This is a genomic window from Streptomyces sp. NPDC093260 (genome assembly GCF_040683715.1).
GTDB classification, from domain to species: domain Bacteria; phylum Actinomycetota; class Actinomycetes; order Streptomycetales; family Streptomycetaceae; genus Streptomyces; species Streptomyces sennicomposti.
The window spans coordinates 55,389-81,328 of record NZ_JBFBEK010000001.1; the positions used below are offsets into that span (position 1 = coordinate 55,389).

General features: G+C 70.5%; 17 protein-coding genes. 13 read left to right on the plus strand and 4 right to left on the minus strand.

Going from position 1 to position 25,940, the window contains the following annotated elements; genetic code table 11:
* The first annotated feature begins 148 nt into the window (after positions 1 to 148).
* The 10 genes from AB0N63_RS00225 to asnB all read left to right on the plus strand — a co-directional run bounded on the left by AB0N63_RS00225 (position 149) and on the right by asnB (position 11,312).
* Positions 149 to 1,444 (plus strand): MFS transporter, encoded by a 1,296-nt coding sequence (locus tag AB0N63_RS00225; RefSeq protein WP_365521887.1) that lies wholly within the window; start codon positions 149 to 151, stop codon positions 1,442 to 1,444.
* A gap of 181 nt (positions 1,445 to 1,625) precedes the next feature.
* Positions 1,626 to 2,465, plus strand: coding sequence for a methyltransferase domain-containing protein (locus AB0N63_RS00230; RefSeq protein WP_365521890.1), 840 nt, complete (start codon positions 1,626 to 1,628; stop codon positions 2,463 to 2,465).
* A gap of 101 nt (positions 2,466 to 2,566) precedes the next feature.
* Positions 2,567 to 2,755 carry an MbtH family NRPS accessory protein gene (locus tag AB0N63_RS00235; protein WP_365521892.1) on the plus strand — a complete coding sequence of 63 codons (189 nt, stop codon included), beginning with the start codon at positions 2,567 to 2,569 and terminating at the stop codon, positions 2,753 to 2,755.
* On the plus strand, positions 2,752 to 4,134 hold the full coding sequence (locus tag AB0N63_RS00240; protein ID WP_365521895.1) for an amino acid adenylation domain-containing protein: 1,383 nt from the start codon (positions 2,752 to 2,754) through the stop codon (positions 4,132 to 4,134). Before AB0N63_RS00235 ends, AB0N63_RS00240 begins: the two co-directional genes overlap by 4 nt.
* 71 nt (positions 4,135 to 4,205) lie before the next feature.
* The gene (locus AB0N63_RS00245; protein ID WP_365521897.1) at positions 4,206 to 4,493 is read left to right on the plus strand and encodes an acyl carrier protein; all 288 of its coding nucleotides are present in this window, start codon (positions 4,206 to 4,208) and stop codon (positions 4,491 to 4,493) included.
* A gap of 21 nt (positions 4,494 to 4,514) precedes the next feature.
* Positions 4,515 to 5,879, plus strand: a complete 1,365-nt coding sequence (locus AB0N63_RS00250; RefSeq protein ID WP_365521899.1) for a TrpB-like pyridoxal phosphate-dependent enzyme — start codon at positions 4,515 to 4,517, stop codon at positions 5,877 to 5,879.
* 8 nt (positions 5,880 to 5,887) lie between these two features.
* Positions 5,888 to 7,006 carry an acyl-CoA dehydrogenase family protein gene (locus AB0N63_RS00255; protein WP_365521901.1) on the plus strand — a complete coding sequence of 373 codons (1,119 nt, stop codon included), beginning with the start codon at positions 5,888 to 5,890 and terminating at the stop codon, positions 7,004 to 7,006.
* 2 nt (positions 7,007 to 7,008) lie between these two features.
* Entirely contained in the window at positions 7,009 to 8,646 is a 1,638-nt protein-coding gene (locus tag AB0N63_RS00260) for an amino acid adenylation domain-containing protein (protein WP_365521904.1), read from the plus strand.
* Positions 8,643 to 9,479, plus strand: coding sequence for an alpha/beta hydrolase-fold protein (locus tag AB0N63_RS00265; protein ID WP_365521907.1), 837 nt, complete (start codon positions 8,643 to 8,645; stop codon positions 9,477 to 9,479). Before AB0N63_RS00260 ends, AB0N63_RS00265 begins: the two co-directional genes overlap by 4 nt.
* A 3-nt stretch (positions 9,480 to 9,482) precedes the next feature.
* Positions 9,483 to 11,312, plus strand: coding sequence for an asparagine synthase (glutamine-hydrolyzing) (asnB, locus tag AB0N63_RS00270; protein WP_365521910.1), 1,830 nt, complete (start codon positions 9,483 to 9,485; stop codon positions 11,310 to 11,312).
* Here the strand turns inward: asnB and AB0N63_RS00275 are convergent.
* On the minus strand, positions 11,302 to 12,198 hold the full coding sequence (locus tag AB0N63_RS00275) for an RNA methyltransferase (protein ID WP_365521912.1): 897 nt from the start codon (positions 12,196 to 12,198) through the stop codon (positions 11,302 to 11,304). The genes asnB and AB0N63_RS00275 overlap by 11 nt on opposite strands.
* 701 nt (positions 12,199 to 12,899) lie before the next feature.
* Between AB0N63_RS00275 and pglW the strand changes: the two genes are divergently transcribed.
* On the plus strand, positions 12,900 to 17,264 hold the full coding sequence (gene pglW / locus AB0N63_RS00280) for a BREX system serine/threonine kinase PglW (protein ID WP_365521914.1): 4,365 nt from the start codon (positions 12,900 to 12,902) through the stop codon (positions 17,262 to 17,264).
* A gap of 48 nt (positions 17,265 to 17,312) precedes the next feature.
* Entirely contained in the window at positions 17,313 to 18,641 is a 1,329-nt protein-coding gene (locus AB0N63_RS00285; RefSeq protein ID WP_365521916.1) for a hypothetical protein, read from the plus strand.
* 38 nt (positions 18,642 to 18,679) lie between these two features.
* On the opposite strand, the gene AB0N63_RS00290 is transcribed toward AB0N63_RS00285, so the two are convergent.
* The 3 genes from AB0N63_RS00290 to AB0N63_RS00300 are packed head-to-tail and all read right to left on the minus strand — an operon-like array spanning position 18,680 to position 22,040.
* Complete coding sequence (locus AB0N63_RS00290) at positions 18,680 to 20,125, minus strand: hypothetical protein (protein WP_365521919.1); 1,446 nt, start codon at positions 20,123 to 20,125, stop codon at positions 18,680 to 18,682.
* On the minus strand, positions 20,122 to 21,513 hold the full coding sequence (locus tag AB0N63_RS00295) for an AAA family ATPase (protein ID WP_365521921.1): 1,392 nt from the start codon (positions 21,511 to 21,513) through the stop codon (positions 20,122 to 20,124). Before AB0N63_RS00295 ends, AB0N63_RS00290 begins: the two co-directional genes overlap by 4 nt.
* Positions 21,510 to 22,040, minus strand: a complete 531-nt coding sequence (locus AB0N63_RS00300) for a hypothetical protein (RefSeq protein WP_365521923.1) — start codon at positions 22,038 to 22,040, stop codon at positions 21,510 to 21,512. Before AB0N63_RS00300 ends, AB0N63_RS00295 begins: the two co-directional genes overlap by 4 nt.
* A gap of 154 nt (positions 22,041 to 22,194) precedes the next feature.
* On the opposite strand from AB0N63_RS00300, the gene pglX reads away from it, so the two are divergent.
* A complete protein-coding gene (gene pglX / locus AB0N63_RS00305) occupies positions 22,195 to 25,911 on the plus strand; it encodes a BREX-2 system adenine-specific DNA-methyltransferase PglX (RefSeq protein ID WP_365521926.1) in 3,717 nt (1,238 codons plus the stop codon).
* Positions 25,912 to 25,940: the final 29 nt, after the last annotated feature.

Here is a 25,940-nt window from a genome sequence, read left to right on the forward strand (position 1 = left end):
GACCGAAGGAGCCCGCGGTCTCGCCCGCGAGGCTCCGGCCCGTCGTTCGCGGACGGCCCGATCGGCACGCCCCCATCCCCGTCCGTCCGCCCCCGCTCCGATCCCGCCCGTCCTCACCGCCGGGACACCAGAACTCGCAGGAGTGTTCTTGTCATCCGCGAAAGCCCCCTCCTACCTCGCCGTCCTCCGACTGCCCGGAGCCGGCCGCACGTTCGGCGCCGCGCTGGCCGCCCGGTTCGCCTACGGCATCGTCTTCCTGGCGCTGGTGCTGACGGCCGAGCGGGCGACCGGCTCGTACGCCGTCGCCGGCGGTGTCCTGGCCGTCTTCGGACTCACCAGCTCGCTGCTGGCCCCGTACCGCGCCCGCCTCATCGACCGGCACGGCGTGCACCGGGCCTTGCTGCCCATGGCGGCCGCCTGCGCCGCGCTGCTCGCCCTGATCGCGCTGGTGGGCCGGCAGCCCGGCGGCCCCGATGCGGCGCTGTGGGCGCTCGGCGCCGCAGCCGGCGCGTGCGCGCCCCCGCTGGGTCCGTTCATGCGCACCCTGTGGCGCGAGCTGGTCGGAGACGACGAGCGACTGCTCCAGCGGGCCTACTCGTTGGACACGGTCGCTGAGGACCTGCTCTACGTCGTCGGCCCGCTGCTGACCGGGGCGCTCACGGCGCTCGCGGAACCCGCCCTCGCGGTGCTGCTGAGCGCGGTGCTGCTGCTCGGCGGCACCGCCGTGCTCGCGACCTCCCCGGTCGCCGCCTCCTTCCGCGGGGCCGCCTCGCCGCCGGGCCCCGGCGGCGAGCGGGCGCCCGCCCCGCCCGGCCGGGACCCGCGCTGGTGGACGGCCCTGCTCGCCCCGGTCCTCGTCACCGCCGGCCTCGGGGCCTGCATGGGCGCCTTCAACCTCCTCGCCGTCGCCTTCGCGGACCGGCACGGGGCGGCCGCCTCCGTCTCCTGGGTGTCGGCGGTGCTCGCGGTCAGCAGCGCACTGGGCGGCCTGCTCTACGGCGCGGTCCGCTGGCGGCTGTCCACCCGCGCCCGGCTGCCGCTCCTGACCGCTGTTCTCGGAATTTTCTGCGTGCTGTCGGGGCAGGCCACCGGAATGGTCGGACTGGTCGCACTCGCCGGTGCCGTCGGGTTCCTGATGGCGCCGACCCTGACCACGGCCTATCTCATCGCGGGCGAGGTCGATTCCGAGTCCCGCGGCACGGAGGCCGGCACCTGGGTCAATACCGCCTTCAACACGGGAAACGCCGCCGGGTCGGCGGGTATCGGCCTGTTGCTGTCACCCCTGCCGCTGGCCTGGTGCTACGCCGTGACCGGTGCTTTCGTGTTGCTGCCCGCGGCGATCGCGGCCCTGCCCGGGACCGCCCGCAAAATTCCCCAGAGCATTCCGGGTGACATTCCGGCGATCGCTGCTACGCTGAATTCAGGTGAAGGCGAGAAGCCCTAGAGGAAATGACTCGGGCTTGTTCTGCGGAAGCCGTTTCTCCGGTTTCCATCTCCTTCCCGGCCGTCATCTCCAGGCCACCCTCGGATTTCCTCGGATTATCCAGCCGATTTCCCGCTCCTTCGCTCGCCGCCGGAATCGCCCTGATTCCGCTCTCCATCCCTTTCCTCGACGGGAGAATTCCGTGACCGTTATCGACAACGCCCCGACCCAGATCGCCGAGGCCCAGAAGGTCCAGGTCCGCTCGGTGTACCAGGAGATCGCCGCCGAGTACGACGAGCGCATCCCGGGCGAGGGCCCCACCGACGAGGGCTTCACGCAGTCCGAGTACGACTTCGTCCTCAGCAAGGTCCGGGCCGGCCAGAAGGTGCTCGACATCGGCTGCGGCACCGGCCGCTTCACCGTGCCCATGGCCGCCGCCGGAGCGAAGGTGACCGGCCTGGACATCTCGCGGGCGATGCTCGACGTCACCGAGGGCAAGCTCACCGCCCAGGGCCTCTCGGCGGACCTGCACGAGGGCGACATGGCGAACCTGCCGTTCGCGGACGGCTCCTTCGACGTGGTCACCAGCATGCTCGCCCTGATGCATATCCCGCTGGAGGACCGCGAGCGCGTCTTCGCCGAGGTGAGCCGGGTGCTGCGGCCGGGCGGACGCTTCGTCATCGGCGTCAAGAACGGCCTGTTCGAGCAGTTCTTCAAGGGCGACCGGTTCGCCGCCGTCGACATCACCGACGTCGAGGGCAAGCAACTGCTGTTCACCAGGACGCGCGGCGGCAGCGACCTGACCGCCCCCTGGTACAGCTTCACCCCGCACGAGCTGAAGGCCCTCTTCGTCGCCTCCGGCCTGGTCATGACACACCTGCGCGGCAACTCCACGATCTCCGCGTGGCTGGCCGACGAGGTCCTGGCCGACAGCGGCGTGGCCGGTGTGGTGCGCAGCCTGGAGAAGAACCTGGGCGACGTCCCGCCGTTCAACTACCTCGGCTACCACATCCTCGTCGAGGCCGTGAAGCCGGGCCGCTGACCCCCCCGCCCCCCGCGGTGGCCGCACCGCCCGCGCGGTGCGGCCGGCGGAGACCGGCCCACCCACGGGCCCTCGCCCCGTCCCACGTCCCGAGGTGTTGCATGGACACGCAGATCGTCGTCGTCAACGACGAGGACCAGTACTCGATCTGGCCCGCCGACCGCCCGGTCCCGGGCGGCTGGCGCGCCGAGGGCTTCACCGGAGACCGGCAGGCCTGCCTCGCCCGGATCGCCGAGGTGTGGACCGACATGCGCCCGCGCAGCCTGCGGGAGCCGGAGCCCACCCCGTGAACGGCGCGCGGAACACTCCGGCCCGCCGGCCCGAGCACGACCCCGGCGCCACCCTGTCCGCGCTGTTCGAGCGGCAGGCGGACCGGCACCCGGACACCCCGGCCGTCTCCGCCGAGGACGGGGAGCTGACCTACCGGCAGCTCGACGAGGCGGCCAACCACCTCGCCCTATACCTCGTCGACCGGGGCCTGCGCCCGGGTCAGGCCGTGCTCGCCGCGTTCCCGCGCAGCACCCGGGCGCTCGTGGCCCAACTGGCGACCTACAAGGCCGGCGCGGTGCATGTGCCGGTCGACCCCGGCGCCCCGCAGGAACGGCTGAGGCTGCTGGCCGCCCGCACCGGGGCGGCCGCGGTGCTCGGCACGGCGGAGCGGATCGGCGACCTGGCCGGCCTCGCCCCGCTGCACCGGGCGGTGCGCCCCGGCGAGCGCTGCACCGAGCGGCCGGCCGCCCGGTCCGGTCCCGAGGACCCCGCCTACATCGTCTTCACCTCGGGTTCGACCGGTGAGCCCAAGGGCGTCGTCGTCCCGCACCGGGCCATCGTCGCCATGACCCTCGCACGGTTCCGGCACTACCCCGAACCGGTCCGCCGGTTCCTGATGATCTGGCAGATGACCTTCGACGCCGCCATCGGCTGCGTGTGGTGGACCCTGGCCGGCGGCGGCACCGTCGAGCTGGCCCCCGCCTCCCTCGACGGCGTCATGGCGGCGGTGGACGCGCTGTTGGTGTGCGGCGACCGGATTTCGCACACCGCGATGACACCCTCGCACTACCACGCCGCGCTGCAACGGCTGCCCGGCCCGGCGAGCGGCCCCGGCAACGTCGTCGTGGCGGGCGAACCGTGCCCGCCCCCGCTCGTGGACGACCACGCCCGCCTCCAGCCGGACACCCGGCTGTACAACGAGTACGGGCCCACCGAGGCGGCCGTGTGGTGCACGGGCACCGAACTGCTGCCCGGCCGCGAGGTCACCGTCGGCCGGGCCGTCGACGGCGCGGAGATCCTCGTCCTGGACGAGTCCGGGCAGGCCGTGCCGCCCGGCGAGCTGGGCGAGATCCACGTCCGCGGCAGCGGCCTCGCCGACGGCTATCTCGGCGACCCGGGCCTGACCGCCCGGCGGTTCGCCGACCACCCGGCCGGGCGCCGCTACCGCACGGGCGACCTGGGCCGGCTGCTGCCCGACGGACGGCTCGTCGTCATCGGCCGCAGCGACGACCAGCTCAAGATCCGCGGTCACCGCGTCGAGCCCGGTGAGATCGAGGCCGTTCTCCAGACCCACCCCGGCGTCGCCCAAGCCGTGGTGACCGAGCGTGAGGGCCGCCTGGTCGCCTTCGTCGTACGCCGCGACACCGCGCCGGCCGCGGACGTCGCCGCCCCGGCCTGAGCCCTGCCCGCACAGCCTCAGGCCCTGTCATCCGATCGGCACGGCACGTGCTGTGCACTGGAGGGACTTCCATGCCCGATTCCATCTCCCCACAGGTCAAGCAGGTCCTGGTGGACGTGCTCGACCTCGATCTGCCGGCCGGGGACATCAGTGACCAGGCCTCGCTGTACTCCACCACCGTCAGCCTGGACTCCCTGACCCTGCTGCGCGTCATCACCGAGATCGAGCGACGGTTCGACTGTGAGATCGACGACGAGGCCGTCATGACCGCGGAACTCGTCGATGTGGGCAGTCTGGTCGACCTGGTGCGGACCCAACTCGCCCTGGCCGGTGCCGGCCCGGAGCTCGCCAGCAGCTGACCCATCCCAAGGAGACGCACCGTGAACACCGGCGCCGAACCGCGCCCCGCCGCCGCGGGCCAGGTTCCCACCCACTGGTACAACGTCATCGCCGACCTCGCCGGCTACGTCCCCGAGGAACGCAGGCCGGCCCAGCAGCCCGGCCGGCACGGCCTGCGGCCGCAGCTGCCGCTGTCGATCTACCGGCAGAGCGTCAGCGACGAGCCGTACATCGAGATCCCGGCCGAGATCCGCGCCCAGTACGAGCGCTGGCGGCCCACCCCGCTGGTCAGGGCACGCCGGCTGGAGGAGTTCCTCGGCACGCCCGCCCGCATCTACTACAAGTACGAGGCCGCCAGCCCCTCAGGCAGCCACAAGCTGAACTCGGCCATCGCCCAGGCCTACTACTACAAGAAGGCCGGCGTCCGCGAACTCGTCACCGGTACCGGCGCCGGGCAGTGGGGCACCGCCCTGGCCATGGCTTGCACCGCCTACGACATGGAGTGCACCGTCTACATGGTGCGGTGCAGCTACGAACAGAAGCCGCAGCGGCGCGTCATGATGGAGCTCAACGGAGCCCGCGTCATCCCGAGCCCGAGTGTGACCACCGAGGCCGGCCGGTCCATCCTGGCCGACGACCCGGACTGCGCCGGCAGCCTGTCGGTGGCCAGCTCCGAGGCCCACGAGTACGCCAACGAGGGCGACGGCGTGCGCTATTCGGCGGGCAGCGGCGACAACCACGTCCTGTTGCACCAGACGGTCATCGGACAGGAGGCCCTCGCGCAGCTGCGGGAACTCGGCGAGTACCCCGACACCGTGGTGGCGGCCCTCGGAGCCGGCAGCAACTTCGCCGGCCTCGCCATGCCCTTCCACCGCGACGCCGTCGCCACCGGCCGCCGCACCCGGCTGGTCGCGGTGGAGCCGGCGTCCTGCCCCAAGCTGACTCGCGGCGTGTACACCTGGGACCACCACGACGCGCTCGGCAACACACCCATGTCGAAGATGTACACGCTCGGCCACACGTTCATCCCGTCGCCCATCCACGCCGGCGGACTGCGCTACCACGGCGCGGCCCCCGTGATCAGCTGGATGTACCACGAGGGGCTCATCGACGCCGTCGCCTACGGCCAGCGCGCCGTGTTCGAGGCCGGGGTGACCTTCGCCCGGGCCGAACAGGTCATCCCCGCACCCGAGTCGGCCCACGCCATCCGGCACGTCATCGACCGCGCCGTGCGCGCCCGCGAGACCGGGACGGCCGAGACCATCCTGTTCAACCTCAGCGGCCACGGACTGATGGACCTCGGCTCGTACGAGAAGTACCTCACGGGCCTGATGGACGACGACGCCGCGGACGAGGCCGACATCGAGCGGGCGCTGGCCAGGCTGTCCGCGACGGCGATGCGGTAGGGCCGGCCGTGGACCTCACCTGGACCCCCGGGCAGCTCGCCCTGCACGACCGCCTGCGCACCGGGGGCGCCGCGGCGGCCGACTGGCAGGCGCTGGCCGACCTGGGCGTCATGGCCCTGCCCGTGCCGGCCGCACACGGCGGCCTCGGCCGCTCGGCGCTCGACTGCGCCCTGGCCCTGGACGGACTCGGCCACGGCTGCCGCGACATCGGGCTGCTGATCGCGGCCGGTGCCCACACCTGGGCCGTCGGACTGCCGCTGATGACCTTCGGCACGCCGGAACAGCAGCGGGCCCTCCTGCCGCGACTGGCCTCCGGCCGGCTGGTCGGCGCCCACGCCATCACCGAGACCGACGCCGGCTCCGACGCGCTCGCCCTGCGGACCGTGGCCCGGCGCGAGGCCGGCGGGTATGTGCTGAGCGGGCGCAAGCGCTTCGTCACCAACGCGCCCGATGCCGGACTCTTCCTCGTCTACGCGACTCTGGACAGCCGGCTGGGCTTCACCGGCGTCACCGCGTTCCTCGTCGAACGCGGGCAGCCCGGTGTCCGGGTGGAGGCCGAGCAGCGCAAGATGGGGCTGACCTCGTGCCACTGGGGCCAGGTCGTCCTCGACGAGTGCGTGGTGCCCGACCGTATGCGCCTCGGCGCGGAGAAACAGGGATCGGCGATCTTCTCGGCCGTCATGGCCTGGGAACGCACCCTGCTGCTCGCCCCGCTGCTCGGCGCCATGGAACGCCAGCTGGAGGAGTGCGTCGAACGGGCCCGGTCCCGGAAGCAGTTCGGCCGGCGCATCGGCTCCTTCCAGTCGGTGGCGAACCGGATCGTCGACATGCGGCTGCGCCTGGAGACCTCCCGCGGTCTGCTGCGCTCGGCCGCCTGGGAGCTGGACCACGGCCGTGCGGGCGGCGGGCGGCGGTCCGCGTCCCCGCTGCCCGAACTGGTCAAGCTCCAGGTGAGCGAGGCCGCGGTGGCCACGTTCGAGGACGCCATGCAGATCTTCGGCGGCCACGGCTACACCGAGGACGCCGGAATCGAGGAGCGGCTGCGCGACGCGCTGGGGACCCGGATCTCCTCCGGGACCTCCGACATGCAACGCGACGTCGTCGCCGCCAAGCTCGGAGTGAGGTGAACATGACGGAGCAGACAGGCATCGCCGGGACGCGGCGGACGCCCGCCCACGAAGGCACGTTGACGGCCCTGCTCGACGCCGCGGTCCGCGACCACCCGGACGCCGTCGCCGTCCGGGAGCGGCGGCGCCGGGTCGACTACGCGGAACTGGAGCGCATCAGCAACTGCGTGGCCACCGCCCTGACCGGCCCCGGACCGCTCGCGGGCCACCGGGTCGGCGTCTGGCTGAACAAGTCGGTCGAATCCGTCGCCGCCCTCCACGCCGTCCTGCGCTGCGGGGCCGCGTACGTGCCCGTCGACCCGACCGCGCCGCCGCGCCGCGCCGCGGCCGTCCTCGCCGACAGCGGGGCCTCCTGGCTGATCACGTCCCCGGAGCGGGCCCGGAGCCTGCGCTCCCGTGCCCCGCGGGTGGCGGACGGGCTGTCCGTGCTGTCCGTCGGCGCGGACGACACCGGCGCCCCGGCGGCCGGAGCCGACGCCACCTGGGAGGAGGCCCTCACCCGGTACGCCGGCGCCCCGCCCGTGCGGGTCCCCGTCGCCCCGGACGACATCGCCTACCTCCTCTACACCTCCGGCTCCACCGGCACGCCGAAGGGCGTCGTGCTCACCCACGCGGCCGCCCGGGCGTTCGTCGACTGGGCCGCCGCCGAGTTCGCGCTGACCTTCGGGGACGTCCTGGCCGGCCACGCCCCGTTCCACTTCGACCTGTCCGTCCTCGACCTGTTCGGCGCCGCCGCCTGTGCCGGCTCCGTCGCTCTGGTCCCCGAGAGCATCCAGGGCCTGGGTTCCGCCCTGGTCCGGTTCGCCGCCGAACAGGAGGTGTCGGTGTGGTACTCGGTGCCCACCGCGCTGCGGCGCATGGTGGAGGCCCCGGGCGAAGGGCTGGCCGGGACCCGGCTGCGGGTGGTCGCCTTCGCCGGCGAGGAGTACCCGACCCGGCACCTGCGCGCCCTGCACGGCGCACTGCCCGCCGGCACCGCCCTGTACAACCTCTACGGGCCCACCGAGACCAATGTGTGCACCTTCCACCGGCTCGGCCCCGACGATCTCGCCGAGGAGGCGGCCCCGGCCCCGCCCATCGGACGCCCCTGCCCCTACGCCACCGTGTTCCTGCGAGCCCCGGACGGCGCGGCACTGCCGGAGACCGGAGAGCACACCGGTGAACTGTGCGTGACCGGCGCCTCGGTCATGCGCGGATACTGGAACGACGCGGACAAGACGGCCGCCGCCTTCGTGGAGCACGCCGGCCGGCGCCACCACCGCACCGGAGACGTGGTGCGGCGCCGCGCCGACGGGCTCCTGGTCTACGCGGGGCGCGAGGACACGATGGTGAAGGTCAAGGGTCACCGCGTCGAACTGGGCGAGATCGAGGCGGTCCTGGACGGCCGCGGCGACGTCGCAGACGCCGTCTGCGTGATCACACGGGACCCCGAGGGCCAGGGCGGCGACCGCCTGGCCGCGTTCGTCACCGCCGCCCCCGGCACCACCCCGGATACGCGGGAACTGAGGCGGCACTGCCGGGACTTCCTGCCGGGATACATGGTCCCCGAGCACATCGAGGTGGTGCCCGCCCTGGACTACACCTCCACCGGCAAAGTCGACCGCAGGTCCCTGGCCCTGCGCGCCCCCGCGGAGCGGTGAGCGTGCACACGCTCGTCCACAAACGCCAGCTCGCCGCCCACACCCTGGAGACCTGGGAGTGGGTGAGCCCGGCACTCGGCCGGGTCAAACGCGCCAGCGTCCTGGTGCCCCGCTCCTGCACGGCCGAGGGGCGCGGCGTGTCCGCCCTCTACCTGCTGCACGGGTTCGGCGGCAGCCGCACCACCTGGCTCACCGGCACCCGGCTGACCGAACACCTCGCGGGCCTGGAGCTGTTGGTGGTCCTGCCGGAGAGCGGCCGGCGCTGGTTCATCAACGACCACCGCGGCTTCCGGTACGAGGACTACCTCGTCGACGAACTGATCCCGTTCGTCGACGACCGCTACGCCGTGCACCTGGGACAGGGGGGCCGCGGGGTCGGCGGGTTCTCGATGGGCGGCGCCGCCGCGTTGATGCAGGCGCTGCGCCACCCGGGCCTGTTCGACGTGGTGCTCAGCCACGCCGGCGCGTTCGAGGCCCCGGCCCGGGTCGGTGACCCGTACACCGGGCTGCGCCGCGACCCGGACACGGCGATCCCCTCCACAGAGGCCCACGAGCGGGTGTGGGGACCGCCCGGCAGCGCGGTGCGCGATCGGTACGACCTGACGGCGCTGCTGGCCGACCACGACGGCGGCGACCTGTCCGTCTACGCCGACGTGGGAGTCGACGACTATCCCCGGATCCTGCGGATGAACCGGGACGCAGCGCGGAAGCTGACCGCTTCCGGGATCGAGACGGAGTTCACCGAACGCCTGGGCGGGCACGATCTGGCATTCCTGGACCGGGCGCTTCCCCATTCCCTTTCGTTCGCCACGAACAGGCTCAAGAGGAGCTGACACATGTGTGGAATTGCCGGCTGGGCGGACTGGCGGCGCGACCTCACGCGGAGCGGACCGGTCATCGAACGCATGACCAAGACGCTCGTTCCCCGGGGGCCCGACGCCCAGGAGACCTGGCTCTCGCCGCATGCCGCCCTGGGACACAGCCGCCTCGCCGTCATCGACCTCGACGGCGGACGCCAGCCCATGGTGCGCACCGACCGCGCCGGCGGCCGGGTGGCCCTCACCTTCAGCGGCGAGATCTACAACTTCCGTGAACTGCGCGCCGAACTGTCCGCCCTCGGCTGGACGTTCCGCACCCGTTCCGACACCGAGGTGCTGCTCACCGCCTACCTCGCATGGGGCACCGACGTCGCCCGCCGGCTGAACGGCATGTACGCCTTCGCCGTCTGGGACGAGCGGGCCCGCCGGCTGGTCCTGGTCCGCGACCGGTTCGGCGTCAAGCCCCTCTACTACGCCCGCACCGATGACGGGGTGGTCTTCGGCTCCGAACCCAAGGCCCTGCTCGCCCACCCGGATGTCCCGGCCGAGCTGGACGCGGAGGGCGTCGCCGAACTGATGGCCGTGCCGCGGGCCCGGACCCCCGGGCACGGCACCTTCCGGGGCATCCACGAGGTCAGGCCCGGCCATCTGCTGGTCGCCACCGACACCGGCGTACGGGACAGCGCGTACTGGCGGCTCGAAGCGCGCCCGCACACCGACGACTTCACGACCACGACCGACACCGTGCGCTCGCTGCTGGAGGACGTCGTCGACCATCAGGTGGTCGCGGACGTGCCCGTCGGCGCCCTGCTGTCCGGGGGCATCGACTCCAGCGCGGTGACCGCGCTGGCCGCCCGGGCGCTCGACGGCGGTCTGACCAGCTTCGCGGTCGACCCGCCCGCCGCCGGCGGTCCCGGCTCCGACACCTGGCGGCCCAGCTCCGACGGGCCGTACGCCGCGCTGGTGGCCTCCTCGCTGGGGGTCGGGCACGTGGTGACCGACATCGACGTGGACACCCTCGTCGAGCGGTTCGACGCCGGGTTGCAGGCCCGCGACCTGCCCGGCTGGGGCGACCTCGACACCACCATGTACCTGCTGTTCCAGACGGTCCGCCGGCACTGCACGGTCGCCCTGTCCGGCGAGGCGGCGGACGAGATGTTCGGCGGCTATCTCTGGCAGCTCGACCTCGGCTACGTCTCCCACTCCTCCTTCCCCTGGATGTACGGCCGCCGCCAGCCCGAGTCCCTGCTGCGCGAGGACGTGCGCCGGCTGATCGACCCCGGCCGCTACGAGGCCGACCGCTACCACCAGGCGCTGGCCGAGGTGCCCCGGCTCACCGGCGAGGACCGGGAACGGCAGCGCGAGCGTGAGGTGTTCCACCTCGGCCTGACCCGCTGGCTGCCGGCGCTGATGGACCGCCAGGACCGGCTCAGCATGGCGGTGGGCCTGGAGGTCCGGGTGCCGTTCGCCGACCACCGCCTCGCCGAGTACCTCTTCAACGTCCCCATGCGGCTGAAACGGCACGCCGGCACCCCCAAGGCGGTCCTGCGCGAGGCGTCCCGGGGCCTGTTGCCCGACAAGGTCGTCGACCGGCCCAAGAGCGCCTACCCGGCCAGCCGCAACGACACCCATGTGGCCCGCATGCGCGAGCTGGTGATGGACCTGCTGGCCGACCCGCACGCCCCGGTCTTCGACCTCGTCGACCGCGAGCGGGTCCGTACGGCGCTCACCGGGGACCTCGACGGCCTGCCCGGGCCCATCACCGCGGTCACACCCGCCATCGGCCTGTCCTACCTGCTGGAGATGAACCAGTGGTTCCAGCGGTACGGCGTACGCCTCACCCTGTGAGACTGCCGGAGGGCGCCTGCCCCGCTGCGCGGGCCCGCTGCGCCGAGATGCCCGTCGTCACCCGCGGACGCCGGGCGAGGCGTTGGCGGCGCGCCTCGTAGAGGACGACGGAGGCGGCGTTCGACGCGTTCAGGGAGCTGGCCGAGCCGGTCATCGGGATGCTGACCACGTGGTCACACAGGTCGCGCCAGGCCGCGCTGAGGCCTGCCGTCTCGTTGCCGATCAGCAGCAGGACCGGCTGCGTCAGATCGAACGCCGAGACGTCGGCCTCGCCGTCCTCGTCCGTGCCGACGACGGCCACCGGCCGCCCCTGGGCGCGCTCGCTCGCCAGCCACTCCACGACCTCGCGGTGCGAGGGGCTGCGCACCACGGGCACGGCGAAGAGGGAACCCGTGGAGGCGCGCACCGACTTGGGGTCGTAGGGGTCGGCGGCGTGCCCCGTCACGATGAGGCCGTCGGCGCCGAACGCGTCCGCCGACCGCACGATGCTGCCGATGTTGCCGGGCTGCGTCGGCCGGTCGAAGAGCAGCCCGAGGAAGCCGTCGTGGACCGCGATCCGCGACAGGTCGTCCGGCTCCATCGCGACGACCGCCAGCACCTCCGCCGCCCCGTCGGCCTTCTCGCTCAGCTCCGCGAGCAACCGCGGTGCCATCGCGACGCGTTCGGCGTCGGTACGGCGCAGCAGGTCCTCGGCCCAGCGGGAGAGCGGGCGGTCGGCGTCGTAGAGCAGGGACCGGACGGTCCAGCCGTGGTCCACGGCCATCGTGATCGGCCGCACGCCCTGGACCAGGAACTCCTTGGCGCGCCCCCGCTTGGTGCGGTTGCCGAGCAACGTCTGCAACTGCTGGAAACGGGCATTGCGGGTCGAGATCCGCTGTACGGCCACCCGTCCTCCAAGCCGAGATGGTCAGTGCGCCCGTCATCATCCCCCATGCCGTGCGGCCCGGACCAGCCGGCCCGGGCCGGTCGCGTCGGGCCGCTCAGATGTCCCGGAAGAGAACCGCGGATGCGGTGACCTGCGACGATGCCCGGTTGTGGGCCATTGACCTGCACGAACGGCCTTTCGGATGTTTCACGCTCTTATCCGTTGATGCAGTCGGAAGTCCCAGGAAACTCCCAGAGACGTCCCACCACCTGCAGCCACTCCTTCTGCTCCATGCAGGGCGCGTGGGCATGGTGTGGGCTGGTGTTCGTGCATCGGTGGCTGCCCTGAATCAACGGTTCGCGGCCGGTGAATGAAGATCCCGCGACTCCGGACTGGGTGATTGGCGGGCGCACTGACGGAGCGGCCGTGATGGTGGTGCACAGTCCAGTGTGCATGGGGGGAAGCCGGGTTGGACACTACCCGTCGAGCTTTCCCAGGGGGCTGCCAGCGTCTGGGGTGTGCTGGCGGAAGCAGACCACCGTGTGCGAACGGTGCCCGGTGTGACGTCACCATTGCGTGGTCAACCTCACGCGACACCGGGTTGTCAGTCCACGGCGGTAGGCTCCACCAGGGGTTTGTCCGATCTTGAGGAACGAAGCGGCGAGGAGGCCGACGCAGTGGCAGGTACGGGAGGGAACCCGCGGCGGACACCCGGTCAGGCCGTGCCCAAGCCGGGGCCGGTCAAGCCCGCTCAGCAGTGGTTCCAGGAGCGTCCTTCTCCTTACTCCTGGGAGCAGGACGCACTGGACCACGTCAGGCGTCTCATGCCCGCGGCCGAGCCGTACCGTGCTTGGGCGACCTTCTCCTTCACCGCCCAGTCGGGCCGGGTCAACGAGTGTGATCTGCTGATCGCCGTTCCCGCCGGCCTTTTCCTGGTCGAGATCAAAAGTCACCCCGGTGAGCTCCACAACACCGGTTCGACCTGGAACTTCCGGGGCAAGGACCGCACCCGCACCATCAACAACCCGCTGCACTTCAACGACCTCAAGTCAAAGGAACTGCGCAGCCAGCTCCAGTGGGCCGCCCGCAAGCTCTACCGAAGCGACCGGATGGTTCCGCGTATCGAACCGGCCGTCTTCCTGTCGGCCCCCGACCTGGTCAGCCACCTCGACGAGGTCCAGCGCATTCGTGTGTACGGACGCGACGACGGCGCGAGCGGTCTGAATCGTATCTGGCAGGACTTCCTCAATCTGCCGCCCGACCGGCCCGAGCGGCGCATCACCGAGGAGTTCTCCCGGCAACGGCTGCCTCAGTTGCTCAAGGCCATCGGCATCCGGCAGTCGACCAGTCATCTGCGTTTCGGCGACGCCTGGAAGATGGAGCCGCACCCCCTTGACGCGGGTGCGGCGTGGGAGGACCGCCTGGCCAAGCGGGACGACGGTCTTGCCCAGGAGGAGGGCCGGGTGCGCATCTACCTGGTCAGCCAGGGCGCGACGGAAGCGGACCGCAAGAAGACGGAGCGCGCGGCCCGCCGCGAGTACCAGGTTCTCCAGGGGATCACGCACCGGGGCATCGCCGACGCCATGGAGTTGCGTGACCACGAGGGCGGGCCGGCGATCCTCTTCCGTCACCGTCACACCGACCTGCGTCTGGACCAGTATCTGGACACCTACGGCAGCAAGGTCACCCCCGAGATCCGCCTGGACCTCGTACGCCAGCTCGCCGAGGCCGTCCGGTACGCCCACAGCCGCTCGTTGTACCACCGCGCGCTGGCGGCCCGTTCTGTCTACGTGTCCTTCCGGGGCGAGGGCGCGCACCCCGAGCTGCGCATCACCGACTGGCAGACCGCGGCCCGCGACTTCGACAGCAACGCCACCTTCTTCCGGTCCATCGGCGGCTCCGCGCTGGACGCGGCGCTGATCGAGGACGCGGCCCACGTCTACCTCGCCCCCGAGACGGACCAGCCTTTCCCGGACCCGGGTGACCTGGACATCTTCGGTCTGGGCGCCGTCTCCTATCTGATCCTCACCGGCAAGCCGCCGGCCCCGCAGCGCAGCGTCCTCAAGGAGCGGCTGCGCACCGAGTCGGGGCTGCATCTGTTCGCGGTCGCCGACGGTGTCTCCGACGCACTCGACGCCTTGGTCTTCAAAGCGACCCGCGCCGACGCCAATGACCGCCTCAGTTCCGCGGAGGAGTTCCTGGACCTCCTTGACGAGGCTGAACGGGCCGGTGCCGCGCCCGACTCCGCAGCGGCGCCGACCGTCGACCCGCTGGAGGCACTGCCCGGTCAGGCCCTGGACGACGAATGGTCGGTACGCAGGGTCCTCGGCACGGGGGCCACGGCTCGCGCGCTGCTCGTGGAGCGGGCCGTGGAGGACGACGACGGCACGATCCGCGTCGAGGAACGCGTCTTCAAGGTGGCTCTCGACGAGCAGAAGGCCGGCCGGCTGCGCGCGGAGGAGCGCGCACTGAAGCTGGTCGGCGGCGGTGCCGTGGTGCAGCTGCGCGGCGACGGGCTCCGCGAGATCGGTTCGCGTACGGTCCTGCAGCTGGAGTACGCCGGTGAGCAGTCCCTCGGCGCCCGGCTGCGCGGCAAGGGACAGCTCAGTTACGACGAACTGGAGCGCTTCGGAGAGGACCTGTTCCTGGCGCTCGACCAGCTCGCCGCGAACGGCGTCCGCCACCGTGACATCAAGCCGGACAACCTCGGCATCCAGCGCCGCAGGGACTTCACCTGGCAGCTGAAGCTGTTCGACTTCTCCCTGACGGACGCCTCCGACCGTGATGTGAAGGCCGGCACCCGCGGCTATCTCGACCCGTTCCTCGGGTCCGTGCGCCGTCCGCACTTCGACGACCACGCCGAACGCTATGCCGCAGCAGTCACCCTGCACGAGATGGCGAGCGGTGAACGACCGCTGTGGGGCGACGGCAGCATCGATCCACTCACCAACGAGTCCGCAGAGCTGTACATCGCCAGCGAGCTCTTCTACCGGCCCCTGCAGCCCGGCCTGACCGCCTTCTTCCGGCGTGCTCTGCACCGTGACATCGAGCACCGCTTCGACACGCTGCGGCAGATGAAGGACGCCTGGCAGAAGGTGTTCCGGGACGCCGACACGGACCGTCCGCCCACCACCCCCTCCACGGTGGGCACCGAGACGGAGGACACGGAACAGGCGCGGGACCGGGCGGCACTGGCCGCCGACGCCGGCACGGAACTGGAGCTGGCCGGCCTGTCGCCGCGCGCGGTCACGGTCGCCGCCGGTCTGGGCGCCACCACGGTGGGCCAGCTGCTGGACGTCCAGCCGTCCGCGATCTCCAAGGCTCGTGGCGCCGGCCCGTTGGTGCGCAAGGAGCTGAACCGCCGCCGCAACCAGTGGGTGGCCGCCCTGCGCGGGAAGGCCGCCGGCCCGACCGTGCGCAAGGCCGCCTCTCCACCGAAGGAAGGAGATCCGCAAGCCGGGGTGACCGGCATTCTGTCGGTCGACGACATGGTCGACCTGCTGACGCCGCCGTCCGGCCGCAGGGGCTCGCACCGTGCCGACGTGGTACGCCTCACCCTCGGTCTGCCGCCTGAGGACGGCGGCCTGTCGCCGCTGGGCCCCTGGCCCGTGCAGGCGCGGATAGCAGACCATCTGGGGATCAAGCAGCCGCCGGTCTCCCGCCACCACCGGGCCGAGATCAAGCGGTGGGCCGAGGCCGAGTGGCTGCAGGCGGTGTGCACCGAACTGGTCGACATCGTCGCCAACTTCGGTCGCGTGATGACCGCTTCGCAGGCCGCCCAGGAACTGCGGGCCCTGCACGGGGCTCAGGACGACACCTCCGAGCGTGTGCTGGCCCGGTCACTGGCGGTCGTCCGTGCCGCTGTGGAGGCGGAGACCCGTGAGGAGGAGGGACACGAGCCCCGTCTCGCCGTGCACCGGCGTGGCGACACGGTGCTGCTGGCGTCCGAGTCCCTGCCCGGCACCGACGACCCGAACCCTCGCGAACTGGCTGACTACGCGGCGGAGCTGGGGGTGACCGCGGAGAAGCTCGCCGGCCGGGAACCTCTTCCGGGACGTGCCGAGGTGGTGCGGGAGCTGCGCGCGGTGCCCGTCCCGGAGGGCTTCGCGCCGCTCGCCGACACTCGTCTGGTGCCACTGGCCGCCGCCGTGGCGTCGTCCGTGGTGCGCCACACCCCCCGCCTGGAGCTGTACCGGCGTGACCTGAGCTTGGAACGCGCGCTGCGTATCTCGCAGGCCGGCGCGGGCGTGCGACCGGACCGGGGGATCACCGCCACCGAACTCGTCGCCCGGGTGCGAGCCCGGTTCCCCGACCTGGATGTCCTGGCGGACGGCCGCGAGCCGACTCCCGTGGTGCTGGAGGACGCGCTCCAGACTGCCCGCTTCGATCTGCGGCACGACGACGAGGCCGGCCGGTTCCTGCCTCCGCTGCCGCGGTCGACCGGCCCCTGGTCCTCCACCGGCTCGGCCACCAGCATGCTGCCTCCGCTCCGGTCCGTGGTGCGCCGCGAGCCCGAGGACCCGCACGGTGAGCTGCGCGAGCAGCTTGCCGAAAGCGTCCGCCGCGGCGGCTTCCTCGCCCTGACGGTCAAGGCCGCCCGCCTGCAGGGCACGGCCGAGGTGATCACCGCCCGCTTCCCGGTGGTGCCCGTCGACCTCGGGGCGCTGTTCCTGCGGGAGTTCAGGCAACTCGTCGAGGAGAAGGGGCAGGACTGGCGGACGGTCCTGCGCGCCGACGCGGCCTCCGCGCCGGGCCGGGTGAAGCCGGGCCTCGCCACGTTCGTCCGTGTCGTGTGGCAGCGGGTCGCCGATTACCTCGCCACACGCTCCGCCGAGCCGCGCACGGTGCTCTTCCTTCATGACGCGGGTCTGATCGCCCGGTACTGGGACGAGGGCGGCCGTGCGTTCCTGGTCGCTCTCCAGGCAGCCGCCCGTCGACCGTCGGAGGGGCCGCACGGCCTGTGGCTCCTGTGCCCGATGGAGTCCCGTACCCAGGATCCGCATCTGGACGGACAGACGGTCCAGGCGCTGCGCAATGACGGGGAGGTGGCCTACCTGGCCGGGGGGTTCCTCAAACAGCCTGCCTAGATGGCGAGAAGAGGCCCGCTTGTCAGAGGGACCGGCAAGAATACGGTCATGGTGGCGATCATCAAGTGCCGTGAAAACGAGGACGAGTATCTGGAGTTCCTTGAAAAACTGCATCAATCGCGACGGCACGACTGGGAGTGGTCGTTCACGCGCGGGCGTGACCTGTGGTCCAAGGGCCGTCACCTGCTTTTGATCGCATCCTTGGACGCATACGGGCGCTTCGAGGTCACCCGCGTGGGGAAGTCCGTCCGCCGACGTGGGGCCAAGGACCAGGATCAGCAGCTGCGCGTCACTCATGTGCGCCGACTGCGCAGGCCGCTCCCGCTCGCCGAGCTGCTCGACGGACTGACCGCAGCCCAGCGGCGTCATCTGGTCGAGGAGGGTCACCAGAGCAAGGGGACGGGCGAAGCGATACGCGCCCTGCTGCTGGGGCTCCGGCCAGAGCTCACGGAAGCGGTCCAGCTGATCGAGGGAGCCATTGACTCCTGGGACTTCGGCGACTCGCGGGCGGCACAGGAAGTGGCACTGCAGCGTGACGCGACACTGGGCGTCACACGCATGGCCGGGATGCAGGCCCCACAGCTGGCGGAGTGGGACCCGCCCGCCGAGGAGCTGTACGACGACACTGTGCCACCGCTGTTCCTCGGCATGGTGGACCGGCCGGCACTGGAGGACCACCTCGTCACCCATGACACCCGCGCGATGCTCGGCTGGCTGAGCCAGGAGACCAACCACGTGGCGTGGCGCGAGTTCCATGAACACGGCCGGACGCTGCTGGTCGCGAACGCCAACCGCACTGCGGCCGAGCGACTTCTGGGCTGCGACATCATCTTCTACAACGTCTCGCGTCACAGTCTTGTCCTCGTGCAGTACAAGAAGCTCGACGCGGAACGGGGCGGCTTCTACTACCCGAACGGCGACCGGAACCTCGCCAAAGAACTGGTGCGGATGAGGAGCCTGGACCGGTACGCGGAGATGCAGGCCGGGCCGGGCGACGAGCAGCGACTCGACCCGAGTCCGAGCTGGATCAAGCTCTGCCATCCGCGTTCCGTGCTGCCGCACACCACGGAGATGATCCACGGGATGTACTTCTCCCGGCGGCAGTTCGAGTCACTGCGCGATGACGCCCGGCTGAAGAGCGAGAAGACCGGCGCCGTCCGGTTCGGCTACAAGAACGTCCCGGGCTACCTCGACAACACGTTGTTCGCGCGGCTGGTGGAGACCGGTCAGATCGGTACGGCCGGCACGAGCACCGAGCTCGTCCGCCAGCAGGTCATCCGCAGCTTCCGCGGGCAGCGCAACCTCGTGTTCGCCGCGTTGAGCGGGGAGGAGCCGCCGCAGGCGAAGCGGAACGCGCAGCGACGCGAGGCTCGTTGAGCGGGCGCCGTTCCCGCGAGGGCGGCAGAGACCCCTTGTCAGACGGGCATCCTGGGGACGCCGCCCCGGCGGCTGATGTCGAAGGCGAGGCGGTAGATGTCCGGCAGGTCGATGGTGTCCGAGCCGCGCTTGGTCACGACGCCGAGGTCCTTGAGCTCTTCGAGCAGCGCGACGGGATTGTCGAGGTCGCGCGGTCCGCTGCCGCCCTTCTCGTTTTCCAGCAGCGCCCGGACCTTCGAAGCGAGCGATCCCACACGCCACGCGTGGTGCATCTGGGACGCCTCCATCGGGACCTGCGTGCCCTCGAGTTGTTCGAGGGCGAGTGCGGCCCACCCCAGGTCGTCCTTCAGCTCGGCCACGCGAACGGACGAGGCGGTGTTGAGGCTCTCGAAGATGGCGTCGTAGTGCAGGGGCACGTGGTGGCCGGCGTAACGCTCGCTCGTGAGCCGTGCCGCCTTGCCCAGCGTGGAGAGCCAGGTGCGTGGGCTCACCTGGCCTTTGCCGTCCTGCAGGTGGTTCGGTACCCAGGTGTAGGTGTGGCCCTTGCGGCGGTCCTTGCCCATGAAGGGGCCCGCGAGGGTGACGAAGACCTCCTCCTGCCGCTCCTGGTCGGCGAGAAGGGCCACCGGGGGCAGATACCGCCCGTCGCCCTCCGCGCGCCAGTCCCCGGTCGCCTCGCGGAACTTCTTCGCTTCCGGCCCGTCGTGGTTGCCCAGCTTGTGGAAGAGCAGCCCGTAGAGGTTCTCGCGGCTCCAGCTGAGGTTGGTCGCGTTGGCGCCGAGCTTGGAAGCGTCGGCGAACATCTTGGGCGCGCTGTCGTACATGTCGGGACGGACGAAGATCTTGGCGCGCAGGGTCCCGGTGGTGAGCCGCAGCTCCAGCGCCGTCTGGAAGAGACCCGACAGCAGGAGGTCGGCCTGCCGACGATCCGGGTGCAGATGCTCCAGCCCGTCGAAGAGCAGGACCAGGGTCTCCTTCTTCCGGCGTGAATCCCCGTCGGCCCGTTGCAGGGCGCGGCCGTAGGCCTCGAAGTTCTCCCGGGTCCAGCGGACGCGCTCGGTCCAGTTGGGGAGCTGCCGCACCTCGGGGGTGTCGAGAACGTTCAGTACGACGGCGGGCCACAGTTCGTCGGGGCGGACGCCCGCGTCGACGAGACCGCGGATGGTGCGCGTGTCGGGGAACGCCGGGTCGTTGCTCCGGTCCGTCCCGAATCCCGTCCGCACCTCGGTACGGCGCAGCCGCGGCATCATGTACGCGTCGGCGGCGATCCCGCGCAGTTCCGGATCGGTGAGCGCCTTGGACCAGTAGGTCTTGCCTGTGCCGCGGAATCCCCGCACGACGGTGACGTCCGGGTCCAGGGCGAGGCGGTGCGACGAGGGCGTGAACAGGGTGTGGAATTCCGGCGCCTCGGTGTCGGCGTCGGTCGGTGTCCCGAGCGCCTGGGTCAGCAGCGCCCGGTAGTCGTGGACGGTCGGCTCGCTCATGCCGTCTCCTCGTGGTGCGGGGGCGGCAGCAGACGCTCGACGGAGGTCACGAACGTCCGGTACGCGGCTTCCACGAACGGCAGTTCCGGCCATGCTCGGCTGCGCAGCGGGTCGAGCCCCACCAGGTCGTTGCCGAACAGGATCGGGATCGGGGCGTACGGCCTGTCGTCCTCCTGCCAGTCCGGGGCGAGGAAGGGCTCGGCGTCGTCTCCGTCGTCCGGCAGGTTGTACAGCGTCTCGGTGAACATCTCGTGCGCGTGCTTGCGCAGCGTGCTCAGCCGCCCTATGTCGCCGGCGGAGTGGAACATCGCGGCCACGATCCGGATCCGCTCGCGCAGTTCGCGGGCGCGCTCCGGGCGTCGCTGCCACTCGGACAGCAGCATGCGGTAGCCCTCCCAGGTGGAGGGGTTGTCCACGGCGAAGAGCAGGGCGAGCCCGCTGAGCCGGGTCAGGACGACCGCCGCGATGTCGTGGATGCCGGCACGGCTGTCGAGCAGCACGATGTCGGGCTTGCGCGACAGTTCGGTGACCTGGTCCTCGCAGGCGGCGATGGCGTCCTCCAGCCGTACGGCGAACGGACGCGGAGTGCCGCCCGGTGCCGGGGCGGGAAGGTCGCTGTAGATGCGGTTCAGCTTGGCGAGGTAGTCGTACGGCTCGTTCTCCAGAGGCTGCCCTCCGGCGGGAGCCAGCCACACCTCGCCGTTGCCGCTGTAGGGGAGGACCGAGGTCCGGGTGACGAGCTCCAGACCCTCGGCGTTGCCGACGGCCGACTCCACGAGGTGGTCGACGATGCCGTGCCGGGGCATTCCCGCCGGGTCGGCGAGCAGGTTGGAGACGCCGGGGGACTCCAGGTCGAGGTCGACGACGAGGACGCAGCGGCCCCGGTCCGCCAGATGCCGGGCCAGCACGGTGGTGGCGGTGGACCGGCCGACGCCGCCCTTGAAGCCGTACAGCGCGACCCGGCGCTCCTGCCGGGGCTCGGCAGCCTGGTCGTCGGCGTCGCCGCCGCTCGCTCCGGCGTCCTGCAGCCAGTCCGTGCCGACGACGGTGCGTTCGAGGACGGCGACCCTGCCGACACCGTCCTTTCGCGGCGTGACCTCGGTCAGTTCCGGAACGTCGAAGAACAGCTCCGGCGCGAAGAGGACACTGGCGGTCTGGACCGGGTCGAGGCCGGTGAAGGGACGGGTCGCCGCCGCGAAGTCGTTCCTCAGCGCCGTCAGTTCGTCCGCGTCTGCGGGAAGACGGTCGGCGCGATCGTCGATGAGGAGGGACGCCCGGCCCAGCAGGTCGCGTGCGACCACGACGTCCCGGCCGCCCTTGGCCGCTTCAGCCGCGTGGTCGAGGGCGGTCTGCCAGGCCTCGTCGAAGCGAGTGGGTTCAGCGGTCATGCGAGGGTGCCGGTTCCTAGCGTGCGGGCCTGCTCGTGAGCGGCGATGAGGTCGTATGCGGCTTGCAGATGACGGGCGAGGTCGGCCTCGGTGATGGACATCTCGTCGCAGTACCGTCCCTCGACGGCCCATCCATGGAACGGGTTGGAGGCGATGAGCTGGGTGAACAGGGGACCCGCTTCGCGGCCCCGTCGCCGCCCCGCGATGGCGCACAACTGGCCCCACAGCCAGGGCAGGTGGCCGTGCATGTAGTCCTGCTGCGGGAGGTTGTTGAGCCCCTCCCGCTCCATCCGTTCCCGCGCCTCTTCCTTCAGCTCCGGGTGGAAGGGCCGTCCCTTGTTGGTCAGGGCGGAGCCGAGGTAGTCGAGCAGAATGGCCTTGATGGCGCACTCGGCGGCGAGCCCCGCGAGGTGGTCGGCGGATATCCGTAACCGGTTCCCGGCGGCCAGCTGCGCGGTGTCGTAGTGGTGTCTGCTCGCCGCCCTGAACGCCGGCGGCGGCACACCCGGAGTCGTAGGAGCCGTCACGACGATCACTTTAACGCCGTGATCACGGGAAATGGCGCGGTTTCGGCATGCCGGGTGGCCTCCGTCCGTGCTCCGTCACCTGGCAGGATTGGGGCTCTGGCGCGAGGGACCATGGGGGACCGTAGCGCGCAGTGCATCGAGAAGGAAGCGGAACGTGACGGACGTCAAGGCTGGTGTGGACCGGGCGGCCCTGCTCAAGGACCTCAAGCGGCAGGTCACGGCCCTGGAGGACGATCTGCGGGCGCGCACGGAATCCGTGGACGAGATCCGCGACCGCCTGGAGGCCGAGTACCGGCACGCCCGGGAGGCCCGGCGCACGGCGGCGACGTACGGCGCCTGGCGCGACGAGCGGGTCACCCAGTCCGCGGCGGCCTGGGTGCTGGCCTGCGTCTTCGTCCGCTTCTGCGAGGACAACGGCCTCATCGACGAGCCCTTCATCGCCGGCCCGGGGGAGCGGCTTGCGGAGGCCGAGGCCCGGCACGAGGCGTACTTCCGCGAGCACCCGACCAAGAACAACCGCGACTGGCTGTTCGCCGCGTTCGACGCTGTGCGCAAGGCGAACGACACAGCGGCGGGTCTCTTCGACAAGGCCCACAACCCGCTGTGGGACATCGAGCCCAGCTACGAGGCGGCGACCGAGCTGCTGTCCTTCTGGCGGCGGTGGGGCGCCGAGGGCGACATCCGCTACGACTTCACGGATCCTGAGTGGGACACCCGCTTCCTCGGCGACCTGTACCAGGACCTCAGCGAGCACGCCCGCAAGACGTACGCGCTGCTCCAGACCCCTGAGTTCGTCGAGGAGTTCATCCTCGACCTCACGCTCGAACCTGCGGTCTCCACGGACGCGTTCGGCCTGAACCCGGTGTGGGAGGGCCCGGACGGGGAGGAGCGGCGGGGCCTGCGCACCATCGACCCGGCCTGCGGCTCCGGCCACTTCCTGCTGGGCATCTTCCACCGGCTGTTGGACAAGTGGCGTGCTTCCGAGCCGGGGACCGATGTGTGGACGCTGGTGCGCCGCTCACTGGAGTCCGTGCACGGCTGTGACAAGAACCCGTACGCGGTGAGCATCGCGCGGTTCCGGTTGCTGGTGGCCGCGATGCGGGCGGCGGGGGCGCGGCGGCTGAAGGACGCGCCGCCGTTCCCGATCAACGTGGCGGTGGGCGACTCACTGCTGCATGGGCGGGACGCGGCAGGTATTCAGACGGACCTGGACACGCTGTTCGCCGAAGTGCAGATCGGGCGTGAGGAGGGGGCGTTCGCGTATTCGACGGAGGATGTGTGGGAGTACGCGAAGCGGGTTGATCTGTTGGGGCGGGGGTCTTATCACGTGGTGGTGGGGAATCCGCCTTATATCACGGTTAAGGATAAGCAGGAGAAGGAGAACTACAAGAAGGGCTACAAGGCGAGCATTGGACAGTATGCACTTTCTGTCCCCTTTGCTCAGCGATTCTTCGAGTTGGCAGTCAAAGGTGCTGGCGGAACCGCTGGCGGTGGTGGCTTTGTCGGGCAGATCACTGCCAACTCATTCATGAAGCGAGAGTTCGGTAAGGACCTCATCGAGGTTGTTTTTCGGACTGAAGTCGAGCTTTCGCACATTATCGACACTTCCGGTGCCTATATTCCGGGACACGGGACACCTACGGTAATCCTCGTTGGGAGGAATCGAGTTCCCAGTGCATATCGCCCGGTTCGTGCAGTGCTGGGGGTTCAAGGTGAGCCTGACGAGCCCGCAGTGGCCGCTGAAGGTCGGGTGTGGCGAGCAATTCTAGAAAACTATTTGAGGCCTGGGAGTGAAACTCCATGGGTGTCAGTCGGGGACCTGGAACGCGGCCGATTTTCCGAAGCGCCTTGGTCGCTCACTGGTGGCGGAGCTGCAGAGGTTTTTTCGGTTTTGTCGGCGGCCTCTGTGTGTACGCTTGGCAGTAAAGCGAGAGTTATCGGAAGGACTGCGCATACGGGTGGCGATGAAGCGTACTTCGCGCCAGGCCAGACATGGGAGCGGTACGGAGTGCCTGAATCCCGTGTGGTTACCCTTGTTGAGGGGAACGTCATTCGCGACTGGGATCTGCATGCGGAGACCCGTGCACTATTCCCCTATGGCGGTGATCTTGCGGCCGACAATTCTGTTCTGTCCGTTGCGAAATTGCTCTGGCCTCGCAGGAGTGTGCTCCGTGTTCGGCGAGAACCTGGCGGTACTCATGAAGAGATCGGTCTCACTTGGTTCGAGTGGAGTCGTTGGCACCCGGAGCGTTTCAATGTACCGTTGAGTCTAGCGTTTCCGTTCGTGGCGACACACAACCATTTCGTTCTCGACCGTGGGGGCAAGGTCTTCAATCGTACTGCTCCAGCTGTCAAACTCGATCCTAATGCGGGAGAGGATGAGCACCTGGAACTGCTGGGGGTCCTGAACTCTTCGACTGCTTGTTTCTGGCTGAAGCAGGTTAGCCAGGGAAAGGGTGGCAGCGGTCTGGGGCGGGGTCTTCAGGACGAGGACTGGGAAGAACGCTACGAATTCACCGGCACCAAGCTTCAAGAATTCCCTCTGCCGGAGCGGCTGCCGTTGGAGCTTGGACGGGAACTGGATGTTCTTGCTCAGAAGATGGCGAAACATGAGCCCTCTGCCCTGAGTGAAGCGGGTGTGCCCACTCGGGACGTGTTGGACGAGGCGCGTACCAGTTACGTTGTCACGCGGGACAGGATGATCGCCAAGCAAGAAGAGCTGGACTGGGAGGTATACGGCCAGTACGGTTTGCTCACGCCGTCGGAGGTGGCTCGCACCGTCGCAGCCGATCGTGACGCCGACCTGCCTGAAGTACAGCTCGGACAACGCGCCTTTGAGATCGTGCTTGCGCGAAAGGTAGCCGCAGGCGAGGCGGAGACGGCCTGGTTCACCCGACACGGTTCCACTCCCGTCACCGAGATTCCCGCCCATTGGCCCGACTGGTATCGCGAGATCGTGCAGGCGCGTATCGACATCATCACCTCTCGCAAGGACATCGCTCTCATCGAGCGCCCCGAGTGCAAGCGTCGCTGGGCCGCCGAGCCGTGGGAGAAGAAGGAGCGGGCCGCGCTGCGGAACTGGTTGCTGGACCGGTGCGATAACGCTGAGCTGTGGTATGAGGTCCGGGACGGACTCAAGCGGCCCCGCCCGATGACTGTCAACTACCTTGCCGACCAGCTCAGTACGGACGAGGACTTCACCGCCGTCGCCGCGCTCTACGCCTCCGACCACCTCGGCAAGCCCGACCTGCCCGTCGCGCAGATACTGACCGAGGTGATCGCCGACGAGCACGTGCCCTATCTCGCCGCGATGCGCTATAAGGACCCCGGCCTGCGTAAGCGCGCGCAGTGGGAAGAGGTCTGGCGGCAACAGCGCGAGGAGGACAGAACAGGCCAGCGGCTCGACATCCCCGTACCGCCCAAGTACACGTCCGCAGACTTTACCCGCGCCTCCTACTGGTCGAACCGCGGCAAGCTCGACGTGCCCAAGGAACGGTTCATCTCGTATCCCGAGGCCGGGCCCGACAGCGACTCGACGCTGATGCTCGGCTGGGCCGGCTGGGACCACAAGGACCAGGCGCAGGCCCTCTTCGAGCTGCTGAGCGCCCGCACCACGCGGGACGGCTGGAGCTCAGAGCGGATCGTTCCGCTGCTCGCCGGCCTCCACGAGGTCATGCCGTGGGTCAAGCAGTGGCACGGCGAGTACGACGACGAGTGGGGCGACGTACCGGCGGACGAGCTGGAGGCCGAGTACGAGAACCAGCTCCGCAAGCACCAGGTCGGCGTCGAGGAGCTGAAGGCCTGGCGTCCGGTACGGAAGACGCGTGGCCGCAAGGCGGCGGCGAAGCAGCCCGCGTTGGACGCCGAGTAGCGGTAGCAGTTGGTGGGGCAGCGACGCAC

Excerpts from the sequence above, each read along its gene's own strand:
- AB0N63_RS00295 (WP_365521921.1), bottom strand. The coding sequence starts at position 21,513 with ATGACCGCTGAACCCACTCGCTTCGACGAGGCCTGGCAGACCGCCCTC.
- AB0N63_RS00235 (WP_365521892.1), top strand. The coding sequence starts at position 2,567 with ATGGACACGCAGATCGTCGTCGTCAACGACGAGGACCAGTACTCGATC.
- AB0N63_RS00260 (WP_365521904.1), top strand. The coding sequence starts at position 7,009 with ATGACGGAGCAGACAGGCATCGCCGGGACGCGGCGGACGCCCGCCCAC.
- asnB (WP_365521910.1), top strand. The coding sequence starts at position 9,483 with ATGTGTGGAATTGCCGGCTGGGCGGACTGGCGGCGCGACCTCACGCGG.
- AB0N63_RS00290 (WP_365521919.1), bottom strand. The coding sequence starts at position 20,125 with ATGAGCGAGCCGACCGTCCACGACTACCGGGCGCTGCTGACCCAGGCG.
- AB0N63_RS00245 (WP_365521897.1), top strand. The coding sequence starts at position 4,206 with ATGCCCGATTCCATCTCCCCACAGGTCAAGCAGGTCCTGGTGGACGTG.
- AB0N63_RS00285 (WP_365521916.1), top strand. The coding sequence starts at position 17,313 with ATGGTGGCGATCATCAAGTGCCGTGAAAACGAGGACGAGTATCTGGAG.